Raw genomic sequence first — 13,829 nt, 5'->3', positions numbered from 1 at the left:
CGTTAGACGGTTTTAGATAGGGTACATTTGGATGTCAAATTAGGAGCGCTAATTTAACAACGGGATGATGTATTCTGGATGGAATAGATCTAAAGACAGGCCTGAATGCTGATAACATTCAGGCAGAAAAAAGCTTCCAGCAATGGGAGCTTTTTTCGTTTACCGGTATTTGTAATCTTTGCTTTACGTATTTCAGGCTGAGCTTTACATTTTTGGAGCAAGATTAGGTTTGAGCGGTATTTTCACACTGATCATCGTTCCTTTATATTGTTCCATGATCATGGTTCCTTTTAATCTTTCGGCCCGAAGCCTAATGTTTTCAAGTCCCATGCCTTTCCCTTTGCTATTTCCGATATCGAACCCGGTACCGTCATCGCGGAAGCTGATGATCATATGTTCGTTATCAAAATTGAATAAAAGTTTAATGCTGGTAGCCTTCGCATGCTTCAGTGCATTATGCGCTATCTCCTTGATTAAAAGGTAACACTCTCGTTTGCTTTGATTGCTGATATGCAGATCGGGGATGTTCTGATCTATTTCGGAATGGAAACGAATTTCTGTATGCTTAAATAGTTGACGTGTCTGATCTTCAATGAAATAGACGAGGTTGTCCAGCTCATCATTCTCCGTATTGGTGCTCCAGACGATTTCATTGATCTTTTGGGAAATCTCATCGATCATCACTTTGATGTGTTGAATCTCCCTGACATCTGGACGTGTTTTACTGGCATGTTCAGTATATAATTTGATTGCCGTTAGACCCGAACCGATCTCATCATGGATCTCGCTGCTGATTCTTGTGCGCTCCTGACTGATAATTTTTCCCTGCTTGATGAACATTTTTTCGTAGAACTTGCCACTTTTATAATACTTGAAAATGAAAAAAAAGAAGACAAAACCGAGAATTAAAATCAGCCCTGTCACAGTCAAATTAAGATTGTGTAAAATCGTGATCTTGGTCTGAAGTATCATAGAGGTAAGTTTGCGTTAGATAAAATATTAGACACTATAAGATAAATGAGTAGTATTAATAATACGATTGAATAATGTAAATATATACTTTAAGTATAGATTCTTTATGCTTTTTTGTAATGCTTTATAGTATTTCAAATAGGTTGTATATATGTGTATACCATTGATATAAAAGGACATAACTAAACCTTGTTGTTTATTAAATGTTGTGTACGTTTGTATCGATCCATTTAAAACCTGGATTGTCGTCATCCTTCTTAGGCTAATTTTAGGCCACCGATATAATTGGGTTTCAGGTAGTTTAGGTTCTACTTGACTGCACATGTTATAAGGGATAGTATCAAAGTTGTGTTGATGTACGAATGTAATAAAATTTAAACATTAACCTCAATTATTTATGATTTCAGTTTCCATTATCGAAGATCACGACTATTACCGAAACAGCCTTGTGAGCGCCATACAGGAAAGCAAAAACTTCCGTATTAAAGGTGTACATGCATCTGCCGAAGAGGCCATTGAGTTTTTACCGAAAGATCTACCGGATATTGTTATTGTTGACATTAAACTTAAAAATAAGTCAGGTATCGATGTAATCCTGGAAAGCAGGCTAAATCAATGGAATACCCAGTTTTTGATGTGTACAGGTTTTCAAAATGATGAAAAGATTTTTAGTGCACTACAGGCTGGTGCGTCGGGCTACATCATCAAAGGTTCATCGACTGAAGAAATTCATGACGCACTGTTAGACTTGCACCAAGGTGGGTCGCCGATGAGTCCGTTTATTGCACGTAAAGTAATCGGCCTTTTACATCAAAAACCACAGAAAGACCGCAGTAAGGACCTGGGTTTAAGCGATCGGGAACTTGAAGTATTATCGCTGCTCAGTAAAGGACTCTTGTATAAAGAGATTTCAGACTTACTGCTGATCAGTCCGAATACGGTTAAAAATCACTGCAAGAATATCTACAAGCGTTTGCATGTTCAGAATAAAATTGAAGCGCTGAATAAATTTAAGCAATACCATTACAACTAAACCACTCACATTTCCGGATATCAAGTTTGGCAGTATCCTGAACTGATTACGGAATTTTCACGTCTATTGTTTTACCTATATAACGAAACTCATCTCATGATTAAGCTAGCACACAGCACACCAGTATTTAAGTTAGAAAAAGTAAAAGTTGGAGACGAGGTGATTGATGATTATCAATCGCATGGAAAAGTGGTTAAAGTAATTAAAAAAGCAAAAGATGGCATTGTTGAATTCAGTTTTCACCTGGATACGAAGCAAACCATTTTCATCATGAGTAAAGCCGTGTAATCTGCACTGCTTTTTTATGTTTTTGCAGAATTACAATGGAAGAACTACTAGAAAGCAAGTAATTATACTGGATTTCGATTTATTCTTCTGATATATAGTTAATTAGGCGAGGAATTGGGTAGCTTTGCACCAAATCCTCCCGTTATGCTTAAAATGTCTTCATCAATCATCGTATTTTCATGCGTAGCACTTACGCTATTTTCAAACGGATGTAAGCGAACTATCGCTACCGATTCTGAAACTTTTTCTCCGGACAAAACACTGTCTCTGACCGAGACATCAGGCTCAGGTGTTGCCTTTAAGGAATATCTTGGTATTAATGCCTTTGAATGGGACCTGGCCTCGGAATCGGCACATGAGCAGATTGACCCTTCGCGACTTGAAACCATTAAGTCTTTTAGCGGAATGCGACATTACCTCGACTGGGAACGCATAGAGCCAGTTGAAGGTGCATTTTCTTATAGCCCCGCACACAATGGTGGCTGGGATTACGACCTCATTTATCAAACCATGAAAAACGCGGGTAAGTATGTGCTGGTAGATTTAAAAACCTGCCCCTCGTGGTTGCTAAATTCTTACCCGGCAAACTTGAGGGATGCAGAAAATGTACCCGCCCCATATGGTCTGGATCGTTCTAAACCCTTGAGCTATATTAAACAAGCCCGTGCTGCTTTTCAGCTTGCGGCGAGATACGGCACCAACAAAAACGTAGATACCACATTGTTGCTGATCGATCCAAGCATCCGCTGGACAGGCGACCCCAGGAATACAAAAAAGATTGGTTTGGGTACCGTAAATTATATAGAGTGTGATAATGAAAGGGACAAGTGGTGGAAAGGTGAGGGCACAAAACAGACTGCAGAAGAATATGCTGCCAACCTATCGGCATTTTATGATGGTGATCAGGGACGTCTGGGTAAAGGTGTTGGCGTAAAGAATGCCGACCCGAATATGATTGTGGTAATGGGCGGACTGGCTGATCCAAATCCTGAATACGTAGAAAAATTGATTAGCTGGTGCGCTGCAAACAGGGGGAGGAAAGCGAACGGACAGATAGACCTTTGTTTTGATGTGATCAATTATCATCTGTATGCTAATGATGCAACTACAGTTTATGCCACTGCAACCAGAGGCGTAGCGCCCGAACTTTCAAACCTTAGAACTGTAGCAGATAAATTTTCTTCCTTATCAAAAAGCAAAGCAGCCAACATTCCGGTTTGGGTAACAGAAACCGGCTACGATGTTGGTGAGCATACGCCGCAACGGGCGATAGCCATTGGCAACAAAAGCTCGCAGGTAACCCAGGCCGACTGGAACCTTCGTACCGCCCTTTTATACGCCAGAAGTGGTATTTCTAAGTGTATTTTCTATATGCTGGAGAATGTGGATGTAAACAGCTGGACGCAATATACTTCATCAGGGTTTGTTAATCCCGACCGCAGTAAAAGACCTTCGGCCGACTACTTTCTCCAAGCCAATAAACTTTTAGGTGAATATTTTTATCAGAGCAGCCTCAGCAATGATCCCAACGTTGATGTGTACGCTCTTAACGGGAAAAAGATGTATGTCCTTTCTATACCTGACCAAACAGCGAGAACGGCCACGTACGAACTCAATTTAGGCAGTGCTACACAGGCTGTTATTTACACCCCGGCAACCGGACAAGCTGAAATGAGCAGCAGGGTGGTGGATACACAAAACGGCAAGATACAAATCACCGTTACGGAAACCCCCGTTTTTGTAGCTGCAAAATAGTTTGTTTATGATCCAAAACGATGCTCAATTGGGTCGTAAAGTCGATATTATCACCGGTTTAGTCGTTTTTTGTTGGTAGTTAAGGGCTATTGAAAATCGCTGTTTTTTACAATAGTTTTGTTGAAATATCGAACCTTTTCCTGTAAGTGATTATGGAGGCAGGTAAGAAATAGTTTCAATGAAAATATGACCAAAAAAAGCGATGATTAAACTGAGAGGCAAGTTACTCTCGGATGGGATTTTTCAAGACTGGGAGGATAATAAAGGCAATTTCAAATCGAGAATGATTATGATATTGTTCAGGTTATCTTCTTTGATTTACCGGCATAAAGTCTTGAGATATCTGTTTTTCTGGTACCTGCTGATTTATAAATTCTTAATTGGATGGGTAATGAATGTAGGTATAAACTCGAGTGCCAAGATTGGCAAGGGCCTGAAAATTCAATATGGCTTTGGTACGGTTATCGGCAGCAGAACGGTAATCGGCACCAATTGCAACCTGCGTCAGCTCACCAATATCAGTTGTAAAATTACAGAACATGGTACTCCCAGTGCTTCGCCCGTGATTGGCGATAATGTGGATATTGGTGTAAATGTAGTGATTATAGGGGATATCAGGATTGGCAACAATGTGATTATTGGTGCGGGATCGGTGATTACAAAAGATGTGGATGATAATTCGGTGATGGTTGGCAACCCAGCTGTGGTATTAAAAAAAAAGTATAGTTTTCCAGTTTAGCCCTATCGGGCTATTGTTGGCTGAGGCTTCAAATTAGACCTTTACAGAGATTTAGAAAAGTGGTATATGATGTGGAATATGCATCTGTTTGTCTACAACTTTTAAGTATAAATTTATGAAAAGACTCCTACTCAACAGCATCAAAAAGAAAGCCAGCAAGAAGCACATTTTAATTGTGGATGGTGGTTTAAACTTAGGTAAACTGCTGAATTTTATTTTATCGTCGGAATACCGGTTAACGATAAAAACCAATGGTATTGACGCGTTGAGCTGGCTGGAGGAAGGGAACGATCCGGACCTCGTTATCTCAAGTTTAAGAATGCCTTATTTTGACGGGAGCTTGTTTATCCAGATTTTAAAAATGAGTGGCTTATACCGCAATACGCCGGTGATGTTATTATCGGGAGAGGAAAACCTGGAGGAGAAAGTGAAAGAAATGACTTTTAAGGTTGACAGCTATATGGAAAAACCTTTTAACCCGACGCTATTGAAGAACCAGATCAATAGTTTAATTGCCTAATGTTAAACACTTTCAGCGACCTGCAGCTTACCAATGTAAAAGCGGTCTATTCAGGAAACATCCTATCCAGTGTAATGCCGGTATATATTGGTGAACACTTTAAACATTTACAATTTATCGCAGATTTTGATGTATACATCGCTCATCAAACCTTTTTAAGTCTGCCTGATGTGATGATGATTGAAGTGGATGATGAGGGAAAGTGCTTTGAAAAAGTAATGCTTATCAGAAATCACCCGGTACTAAAGCGTTTAATTATCATCCTGATCGGAACTGAAGATAATGCCGCCTACAGGCGCAGATCATTGGAGCTCAAAGTAAACGATTACTATATTTATCCTTTTCCTACTGCAGATTTTGTATCGAGAATTGGCTTCCTGGTGAAATTCAGGTCTGTTAAACCGAACATCCTTCAACTGGAAGCGGAAATGAAAGATACGTACCGGATGCCTGTGAGCAAAAGGGTATTTGACATTGTGGCTTCTTCGATAGCGTTACTGATCCTTTCGCCTTTGTTTGTGGCGGTTGCCATACTGATTAAGCTGGAATCGAAAGGTTCGGTGGTTTACAAAAGCAAAAGGGTGGGCGCAGGCTACCGGATTTTTGATTTCTACAAATTCAGATCGATGCGGAGTGATGCTGATCAGATGGTGCAACAACTTGCCGACCTGAATCAATATGCCAACGAAGGCAATAAAAACGGAAAGTCGGCTTTTGTTAAATTTTCTAACGACCCCCGGATTACCCGGGTAGGCAAGATTTTACGGAAAACCAGCATAGACGAGCTTCCACAGCTGATTAATGTGCTGACTGGCGACATGTCGCTGGTAGGAAACCGGCCATTGCCGCTTTATGAGGCAGAACAGCTGACCACCAATAAATGGTCTACACGCTTTAATGGCCCGGCCGGACTTACCGGATTGTGGCAGATTAGCCGCAGAGGTAAAAAAGACATGTCGGAAAGTGAACGTAAGGAGCTTGATAATTACTACGCAAACCACTATTCTATTTTCCTGGACTTTAAAATAATTCTAAAAACCATACCGGCACTGATTCAAAAAGAAGATGTGTAATACAAGACCGATTAATTTTTTAAAAATGAGATACCTATTTAAGATTACCACTTTTTTGATGTTGCTTTCGTTTACAGGCGCTTATGCACAAGAATCGATGCTGACTGAGGTTAATGCTTCAGATATAGAAACCTATATCGCCCTGGCGAAACAGAACTATAGCAAACGTAAAGTGCAGCAGGCACTTACTGAGAGTGCCAAAGCGGGAGTACCTATGGCACAGGTATCGTACCTCGACATCTTTAACGTGTCATACATTTACCGTCCGGAAGGGAAATCGGCTGTAGACCTGGTGAATCCATATAATGTTAATGGTTTACAGGCTGGTATCAATATCAATATCGGGACACTGCTACAGAAACCTTTTATGGTGAAGAAAGCTAAAGCAGAATACAAGGTTGCACAGTTGCAGGAACTTGACTTTGACTATCAGCTGACTACCGAAGTAAAAAGACGCTATTATGATTACCTGGAACAGAAAACCCAGCTGAAGGTGGTTACCCAGCGTGCGGTTGACAGCAAAGGTGTTGCGGAAAGCCTGAGAAGTAAGTTTGAACGGAGCAGCGTTACACTCGATATTTATAACCAATCGAGAATTGAACAGGCAGAGGTGCTTACACTTAAGATACAAACCGAAACCAACTACCTCAAAGCAAAAGCAATGCTGGAAGAGATTATAGGGCAAAAGATACAGGAAGGTAAATAGAGATACACATGGATTTTAAATCATTTTTACAACATGCCAATCGCAATAAATGGCTGATCATCGGGATTCCCGTAGCAGTTATTGTGATTACTTTCTTTTTGGTAAATCGTTTACCAAAACAATATGAATCTGAAGCGCAGGTATCGACTGGTTTACTGGATCCTTCTAAAAAAGTGATCAGCAATGAAACCGTGGACTGGTTTACTACCAATCAGCAGTTTTCGAACCTGGTGGAGAAATTCACCATGAAGAAGATGATGGATATCCTGACCTACAAGCTCATTATTCATGATCTGGAAAATCAGAAGACGAGCTTTAAACCCTATCCGGAGCTGGTAGAAAACTGGAGCCAAACCGAAAGGCAACAGGTATTGGATTTTTTTAAAGCCAGGCTAGCTTCCAAAGCAGTGCTGACACTTGATGACGATAAAGGGAAATATCCGTTTTATACCATAGCGGAAACAATGGGCTACTCGGAAGAGGACCTGAATAAACACCTGGATGTTTCTCATTCTGGGAATAGTGATTTGATTACGGTTAAATATTTATCTGAAAGTCCGGTATTAAGCGCTTATGTGGTGAATACCTTGTCTTCGGAGTTTATCAGTAACTATAGTACGGATGTTACCCTTAACCAGAATTCTTCTGCCCGAATTCTGGATTCTTTGTTACAGGGCAAGAAAACACAAATGGACCTGAAAAACGAACAGCTTTCGAAGTTCAGGAAAACCAAAGGCGTTTTAAACCTGACAGAGCAATCGGCTACGGTTTATAATCAGATTTCGCTCTATGAATCGCAACGTGCGGAAGCCATGCGGGTAATTCAATCGAACGGTGGTGCTATTGCCACCATCGAAAGCAAACTGAGGGGCAGTGATAAATACATCAATGGCAGCAGCCGTGCCGACAACCGGGAAATTATTGACCTGAAAAGACGTTTGCAACTGGCAAATAATGCTTTTATTGATGGCGGATTTAAACCTTCAGACCAACGCAGGATAGATTCGCTTAACCGGATTTTAAGTTCGAGAAGTGCTGTAAACGCAGACGAGAATGTGATTAACACGGCTTCTTCGAAACAAGACCTGGTACAACAAAAGCTGGCACTGGAAATTGCCTTGCAACAGGCTCGAAGCAGTATCCGCTCCATTGATTCGGAACTTTCGGTGCTGCGCTCGCGTTACAGCGGGATGGTACCTTTTGATGCCGATATTCAAAATTATGAAAGAGATGCTGAACTTGCGACTAAAGACTATATGGCTGCATTGGATCGATTCAATCTGGCTAAAACAGACCAGAAGCTGGGTTTGAACCTCAAGATTGAACAGGTTGGTTTACCCGGCAATCCGAAACCTTCTAAAAAGGTTCTATATGTTGCCGGTTCAGGAATTGGTTCGCTTTCGCTTTGCCTTGGCTTTATCTTTTTGCTGGTGGTTGCCAACACATCCATTACCAATGCTAAGCAACTTGAAGCCGCTACACAATCTGTTGCGATAGGAAGCTTGAACAGCATCGGCAATAAGGAAGTGAATCCCCGCGATATCTGGAACGACAAAAGTGACAATGATAAGTTCACAGTTTACAAAGAACAAATTCGTTCGCTGAGGTTTGAAATATTTAATCAAATGGAGCTAGACCAGAGTAAGATTCTGGGAATAACGAGTTTAAAGGCTAAAGCTGGTAAAACATTTATCGCTTACAGTCTGGCTTACGCCTTTGCCTTAACGGGAAAGAAAGTGCTGCTGATTGCAGACGAGCAATCGAAACAGCTGAGCGATGAAACCGGTTTAGTGACCAGTCAGAGTTTTCATTCGTTTCTGGTAAAAAAGGAGTTCCACACCGAAGATTTGATCACGGTTATGAATAAAAGCAGTGAAAGAAATTCACTACTGGAGATTCAGAATGTGGTGAGCCTGAGAAATGGATTTGATGTTTTAAAGAAAGAGTTTGATTATATCATTATTGATATCAACAGCCTGGCTGATGTAAATATTTCGAAAGAGTGGCTTTTATTTACCGAAAAGAACATCGCTGTTTTTGAGCATAACACCAGTATCAGTGATCAGGAGCAAGGCCTGGTAAGATACATTAAAGAACAGCCAGGCTTTTTAGGATGGATTTTGAATAAAGTTGTTTAACCGCATCTACAAAGATTTACAAACGCGCCGATGCAACGATTTTTGTTTTATTTTTTAATAGCCTATTGCTTTCTCTTCTTCATTATATCAAGAGAAATCGGTGGTTTGCCGGTGGGGCTTTTTATTGACTGTGTGCTGGTGGTAATTTTCATCTGCACATTAATTACCAGCAAAAAAGAAAACTGGGAGAGGCTGCACACAGGTATTTTTTATGCGTTGCTCATCTGGCTTGGGGTAAGCTTACTTGAGGGTTTTAATCCGGGAACAAGTTTAGCCGGTTGGATCAATGAAATCAGGAGCACGGCAGTTTATCCCTTTATGATTGTGATGCTGGGTTTACTCACTTTTAAGTCGGAGAGGGAACTGGATATCTTCATTATTCTGATCATCGGACTTTCTACGCTGGCCACCATCAACGGTTTTAAGCAGCTTCATTTTGGATTATCGAAAGGGGAACAGGTATTTCTTGAGGAAAACGCCAGTACCCACCTGTTATGGGGCAGGTTAAGGGTATTCTCGTTTTATAGTGATGCCGGACAATTTGGTGCCTCACAGGCACATATTGGCTTAATGGCGCTGATGTTTGCCCTAGCGCCTATTAAACCTTGGAAACGGATATTGCTGGGTTTATGTGGCTTTATCAATATATATGGTATGCTGATCTCCGGAACAAGGGGAGCTTTGTTTGCCATTGTGATTGGCTGTTTAGTAGCAATTATCCTAAGTAAAAACTTTAAAGCGCTTTTTGTGGGTGGTATGCTGGTTTTAGGTTTACTGGCCATTTTGAAATTTACACACCTGGGCGATAGCAATTACCAGATTTACCGGTTGAGGTCGGCATTAAACCCTGAAGATGCTTCGCTGAATGTGCGTTTCATCAACCAGCAAAATATCAAAGCTTACATGGCCGATTTACCATTTGGTGCAGGGCCGGGGGTTACAGGCTATTACGGGAAACTTTATAATGCGGATAAATACCTGTCTACCGTGCCACCCGACAGTTATTTTGTGAAGGTGTGGATGATGTACGGGGTGGTGGGTTTAACCATCTGGTTCAGTGTAATGATGTATATTATCGGGAGTTGTTGCGGGATGGTTTGGAACATTGAAAATAAGATTTTAAAAACCAAGCTGATTGCCCTTACTGCGGGTGCGGCAGGTATATTATTTTGCAGTTACGGAAATGAGGTAATTAACCTGATGCCCACTTCAATAGTGGTTTACCTGTCGTGGGTATTTGTTCATCAACATAAACTAATGGAAAAGGCTGTTGCCCGACCCATTTTAATTTAATACCATGCCATTTGAGATATTTATAATTCCCGGGATTTTGTTTTTTGGTCTTGCGTTTTACAAGGCTTACACTGCTCACAAAATAAAAGAAGATAAACCATGATCATACATTACCTATGGCTGATTTTCCAATTCCTTATCGGATATAATCTGGTATTGCCCATTTTACTTTATGTAGTTTACCTCCTGGTGCCTGCTGCAAAAGAATCCCGGAGAGTTTCGAAAGACTATGATTACGGGATCATTGTGACGGCTTATCAACAGGTTGATTTATTGCCTGCAGTGGTACAATCCCTGTTATCTTTAAATTATCAGCACTATACCATATATGTGGTGGCAGATAATTGCGATGTATCGGGACTTTCATTTGATGATGACCGGGTAGTGGTATTGCGCCCTGAACAGGTGCTGGCGAGTAACACCCGATCTCATCTATACGCGATAGCCCATTTTATTCGTGAGCACGAGCTGATTACGATCATTGATAGCGATAACCTGACTGACCCGGAATACCTAAACGAAATGAATGTTTTGTTTGAACGTGGTTATGAAGCGGTACAGGGGGTGCGCAAAGCAAAATCTTATGATACAGCTATCGCAGCGATGGATGCCGCACGAGACTACTACTATCATTTTTTCGACGGGGAATTATTGTTCAAACTGGGCTCATCTGCCACACTTGCGGGTTCGGGCATGGCTTTTAAAACTTCGTTATATCTGGACTGTTTTAAAAATTATGATTTAGAAGGCGCAGGTTTTGATAAGGTACTTCAAGCCAAAATAGTGGGAATGAATAAGAGGATAGCATTTGCACCCCAGGCTATAGTATATGATGAAAAGACCGCTAATTCTACGCAGTTGGTTCATCAACGTTCAAGATGGATTAATACCTGGTTTAAATATTTCGGACTTGGACTATCAGTACTGATTAAAGGGTTTAAAACGTTGAGCTGGAACCAGATATTGTTTGGTACTATATTGGTGAGACCACCATTATTTATTTTTATTTTGCTCTCCGTAATTTGCTTCGCTGCAAATATATTGATGGGCAGTAATATGGCCATTACCTGGTTTGGAGCTTTATTGTTGTTTGTAACTGGTTTTTATATTGGCTTACGCCATGGTAAAGCTGATCAGAAAATATTCCGTTCCTTGTTAAATATTCCCGCATTTATGTATCTGCAGGTGTGTTCGCTTCTAAAAATCAGAAATGCGAATAAACGATCAGTAGCTACCGTACACGTCATTCCCTCATTAAAAGGTGAGGCTAAAAGCTAAGGTTTGAAAAATCGAAATATTATTATCGTAGGGCAACAAGCCTGGGATACCGAGATTGGTAGCAATTGCAAAAATATTGCAGTGGAGTTTTCAAAACACAACCGTGTTCTTTATATCAATCCGCCACTTGACCGGATTACTAAAATCAGGCGTTCGAATAACGCCGGGGTAAAAATGCGTTTAGATGTGATTGCCGGCAAACAGAAGGGGCTACAGCAGATTAACAATAACCTGTATACGCTTTATCCGGATTGCTTAATTGAATCAATTAACTGGCTGCCCTTCGACACTTTATTTAACGTTTTTAACCGCCTGAATAACCAGCGGTTTTATCGGGCCATTAAGCCTACGATAGACGCACTTGGTTTCGAAGATGTGATTCTGTTTAATGACAGTGATATTTTCAGGAGTTTTTATCTTATTGATTTTCTGAAGCCAGCTTTCTCTGTGTATTATTCGAGGGATAATATGATTGCGACCACCTATTACGAGAGGCATGGCACTAGCTTGGAACCCAAGCTAATTGCTAAAAGCAATATCTGCGTAGCGAATTCGGAATTTCTTAAAGATTATTGCGCTACCTATAATCCTAATGCTTTTTATGTTGGGCAGGGATGCGACTTTGAACTTTTTGATGAATATCTGAACAGTAAAAAGGATAAAATAAAGGGAGATTTTGTTGGACCCGTAATTGGTTATGTTGGTGTACTTACCTCTGCACGCCTGGATATCAGTTTAATTGGTGCAATTGCCAAAGCCAAACCTGAGTGGAACATCGTGCTGGTTGGACCTGAAGATGAAGATTTCCTAAACAGCGAATTACATCAGCTGCAGAATGTACACTTTACCGGTCCAAAGCCTGTAACTGATTTACCGGTATATATTGACAGCTTCGATGTATGCTTTAATCCGCAGGTGGTAAATGATTTGACAATAGGTAATTATCCTCGAAAGATTGATGAATACCTGGTATTGGGCAAGCCGACAATTGCAACGGCCACAAAGTCGATGCAGGCATTTAAGCATTATGTTAGCCTGGCCGGTTCGTTAAAAGAATATATTGATGGCATACACCAGTTGTTATCAAACAACAATGCTGAACTTATAGCAAGAAGAAAAGCTTTTGCCAGATCACATAGCTGGGAACGCTCGGTAAAGGAGATTTACGAATCAATAGGCGTTTAAGAGGCAAGGAAGAAAGAGGGAATGAAGGAAAAAAACGCCGGATTTAGTCCGGCGTTTATGGCATTTGCTTCAGGGGCTTTTGAGTTACAATATCGAAATTATATTTAATTTGTCTGTACACATAGCGGATCATGTTGATCAGGAGCCCGTTACGTTGTTTCCAGTTTTCCCTCTGCATGGTACTTGGCTCTTCAGCTGAGTTTTTCTGTGAGAGGAGGTTAGCAAAATCTTTATAGAATAAACCTTTTCCTTTGTGCTGCAGGAAGGATATGCACATGCTGTACTCTGTTGCGTCGCCTTTGATGCCTTCGGGATAGCGGCCGAATTTGGTGAAGAAAGCCGAGCGACGTAAATGAGGGTGATCGGTATAAAAATAGATTTTCCTGTAATCTGCGGCTAAAGCCGGCACATACATTTCATCAAAATTTTCATTGTACGACTTTAAATAGGCATATGGGTAATAGGCATAGAACTTAACGATGTCGAGTTCAGTTCTGTTTTCCATGATGACCAACGCTTCAGCAAAAGCGGTGGGAAACAGATCAGCTGGCTCGAAGTCTTCCTGAATATAAAGCGTAAATGGCTTATTAACGGCATCCTGGCCTTTATTGAGGTTGTTGCCCAGACCGCGGTTCGTAGGTGCTGTTACCAGCAGAAATCCATATTCTTTCTGAAGTTCAAGAAGGTTTTTTGCGTGTTCGGCCTTGCTTCCGTCATCGGAAACCACTATCTGGCCGAATACACAGTTCAATTGCCGGAATCTTTGCAACAGGTTCTGTAAAGAATGACTTCTGTTGTAATGGGTAATGAGTAATGAAACCTGAGGAAAAAATACCATATCGCTTTGTT

General features: G+C 40.9%; 13 protein-coding genes. 11 read left to right on the top strand and 2 right to left on the bottom strand.

Annotated features, from left to right (window positions below):
- Positions 1-204: 204 nt before the first annotated feature.
- Positions 205-840: a sensor histidine kinase gene (locus tag AC570I_RS18340; RefSeq protein ID WP_497406622.1), complete on the bottom strand. Its 636-nt coding sequence runs from the start codon at positions 838-840 to the stop codon at positions 205-207.
- 529 nt (positions 841-1,369) lie between these two features.
- On the opposite strand from AC570I_RS18340, the gene AC570I_RS18335 reads away from it, so the two are divergent.
- The 11 genes from AC570I_RS18335 (at position 1,370) to AC570I_RS18285 (ending at position 12,980) form a co-directional block, all read left to right on the top strand.
- Positions 1,370-2,005 carry a response regulator transcription factor gene (locus AC570I_RS18335; protein ID WP_047797929.1) on the top strand — a complete coding sequence of 212 codons (636 nt, stop codon included), beginning with the start codon at positions 1,370-1,372 and terminating at the stop codon, positions 2,003-2,005.
- Between the two features lie 96 nt (positions 2,006-2,101).
- Positions 2,102-2,293: a hypothetical protein gene (locus AC570I_RS18330; RefSeq protein ID WP_047797928.1), complete on the top strand. Its 192-nt coding sequence runs from the start codon at positions 2,102-2,104 to the stop codon at positions 2,291-2,293.
- Positions 2,294-2,446: 153 nt separating this feature from the next.
- Positions 2,447-4,048, top strand: a complete 1,602-nt coding sequence (locus tag AC570I_RS18325) for a hypothetical protein (RefSeq protein WP_497406621.1) — start codon at positions 2,447-2,449, stop codon at positions 4,046-4,048.
- Positions 4,049-4,250: 202 nt separating this feature from the next.
- On the top strand, positions 4,251-4,787 hold the full coding sequence (locus AC570I_RS18320) for a serine O-acetyltransferase (protein WP_497406620.1): 537 nt from the start codon (positions 4,251-4,253) through the stop codon (positions 4,785-4,787).
- A gap of 115 nt (positions 4,788-4,902) precedes the next feature.
- Positions 4,903-5,307 (top strand): response regulator, encoded by a 405-nt coding sequence (locus AC570I_RS18315; protein ID WP_497406619.1) that lies wholly within the window; start codon positions 4,903-4,905, stop codon positions 5,305-5,307.
- Positions 5,307-6,380, top strand: a complete 1,074-nt coding sequence (locus tag AC570I_RS18310) for a sugar transferase (RefSeq protein WP_497406618.1) — start codon at positions 5,307-5,309, stop codon at positions 6,378-6,380. The genes AC570I_RS18315 and AC570I_RS18310 overlap by 1 nt, the downstream gene beginning before the upstream one ends.
- A gap of 25 nt (positions 6,381-6,405) precedes the next feature.
- Positions 6,406-7,086: a TolC family protein gene (locus AC570I_RS18305; RefSeq protein ID WP_497406617.1), complete on the top strand. Its 681-nt coding sequence runs from the start codon at positions 6,406-6,408 to the stop codon at positions 7,084-7,086.
- Positions 7,087-7,094: 8 nt separating this feature from the next.
- The gene (locus AC570I_RS18300) at positions 7,095-9,224 is read left to right on the top strand and encodes an exopolysaccharide transport family protein (RefSeq protein ID WP_497406616.1); all 2,130 of its coding nucleotides are present in this window, start codon (positions 7,095-7,097) and stop codon (positions 9,222-9,224) included.
- Between the two features lie 30 nt (positions 9,225-9,254).
- Positions 9,255-10,517 carry an O-antigen ligase family protein gene (locus AC570I_RS18295; protein ID WP_497406615.1) on the top strand — a complete coding sequence of 421 codons (1,263 nt, stop codon included), beginning with the start codon at positions 9,255-9,257 and terminating at the stop codon, positions 10,515-10,517.
- A gap of 99 nt (positions 10,518-10,616) precedes the next feature.
- Positions 10,617-11,795 carry a glycosyltransferase gene (locus AC570I_RS18290; RefSeq protein WP_497406614.1) on the top strand — a complete coding sequence of 393 codons (1,179 nt, stop codon included), beginning with the start codon at positions 10,617-10,619 and terminating at the stop codon, positions 11,793-11,795.
- Positions 11,796-11,798: 3 nt separating this feature from the next.
- Entirely contained in the window at positions 11,799-12,980 is a 1,182-nt protein-coding gene (locus AC570I_RS18285; protein ID WP_497406613.1) for a glycosyltransferase, read from the top strand.
- Between the two features lie 55 nt (positions 12,981-13,035).
- Here the strand turns inward: AC570I_RS18285 and AC570I_RS18280 are convergent, their stop codons facing one another.
- Positions 13,036-13,818 carry a glycosyltransferase gene (locus tag AC570I_RS18280; protein ID WP_497406612.1) on the bottom strand — a complete coding sequence of 261 codons (783 nt, stop codon included), beginning with the start codon at positions 13,816-13,818 and terminating at the stop codon, positions 13,036-13,038.
- Positions 13,819-13,829 lie beyond the last annotated feature (11 nt).

The sequence above is a fragment of the Pedobacter sp. A2324 genome (assembly GCF_059693705.1).
This window is presented reverse-complemented; position numbering and strand designations above follow the sequence as displayed.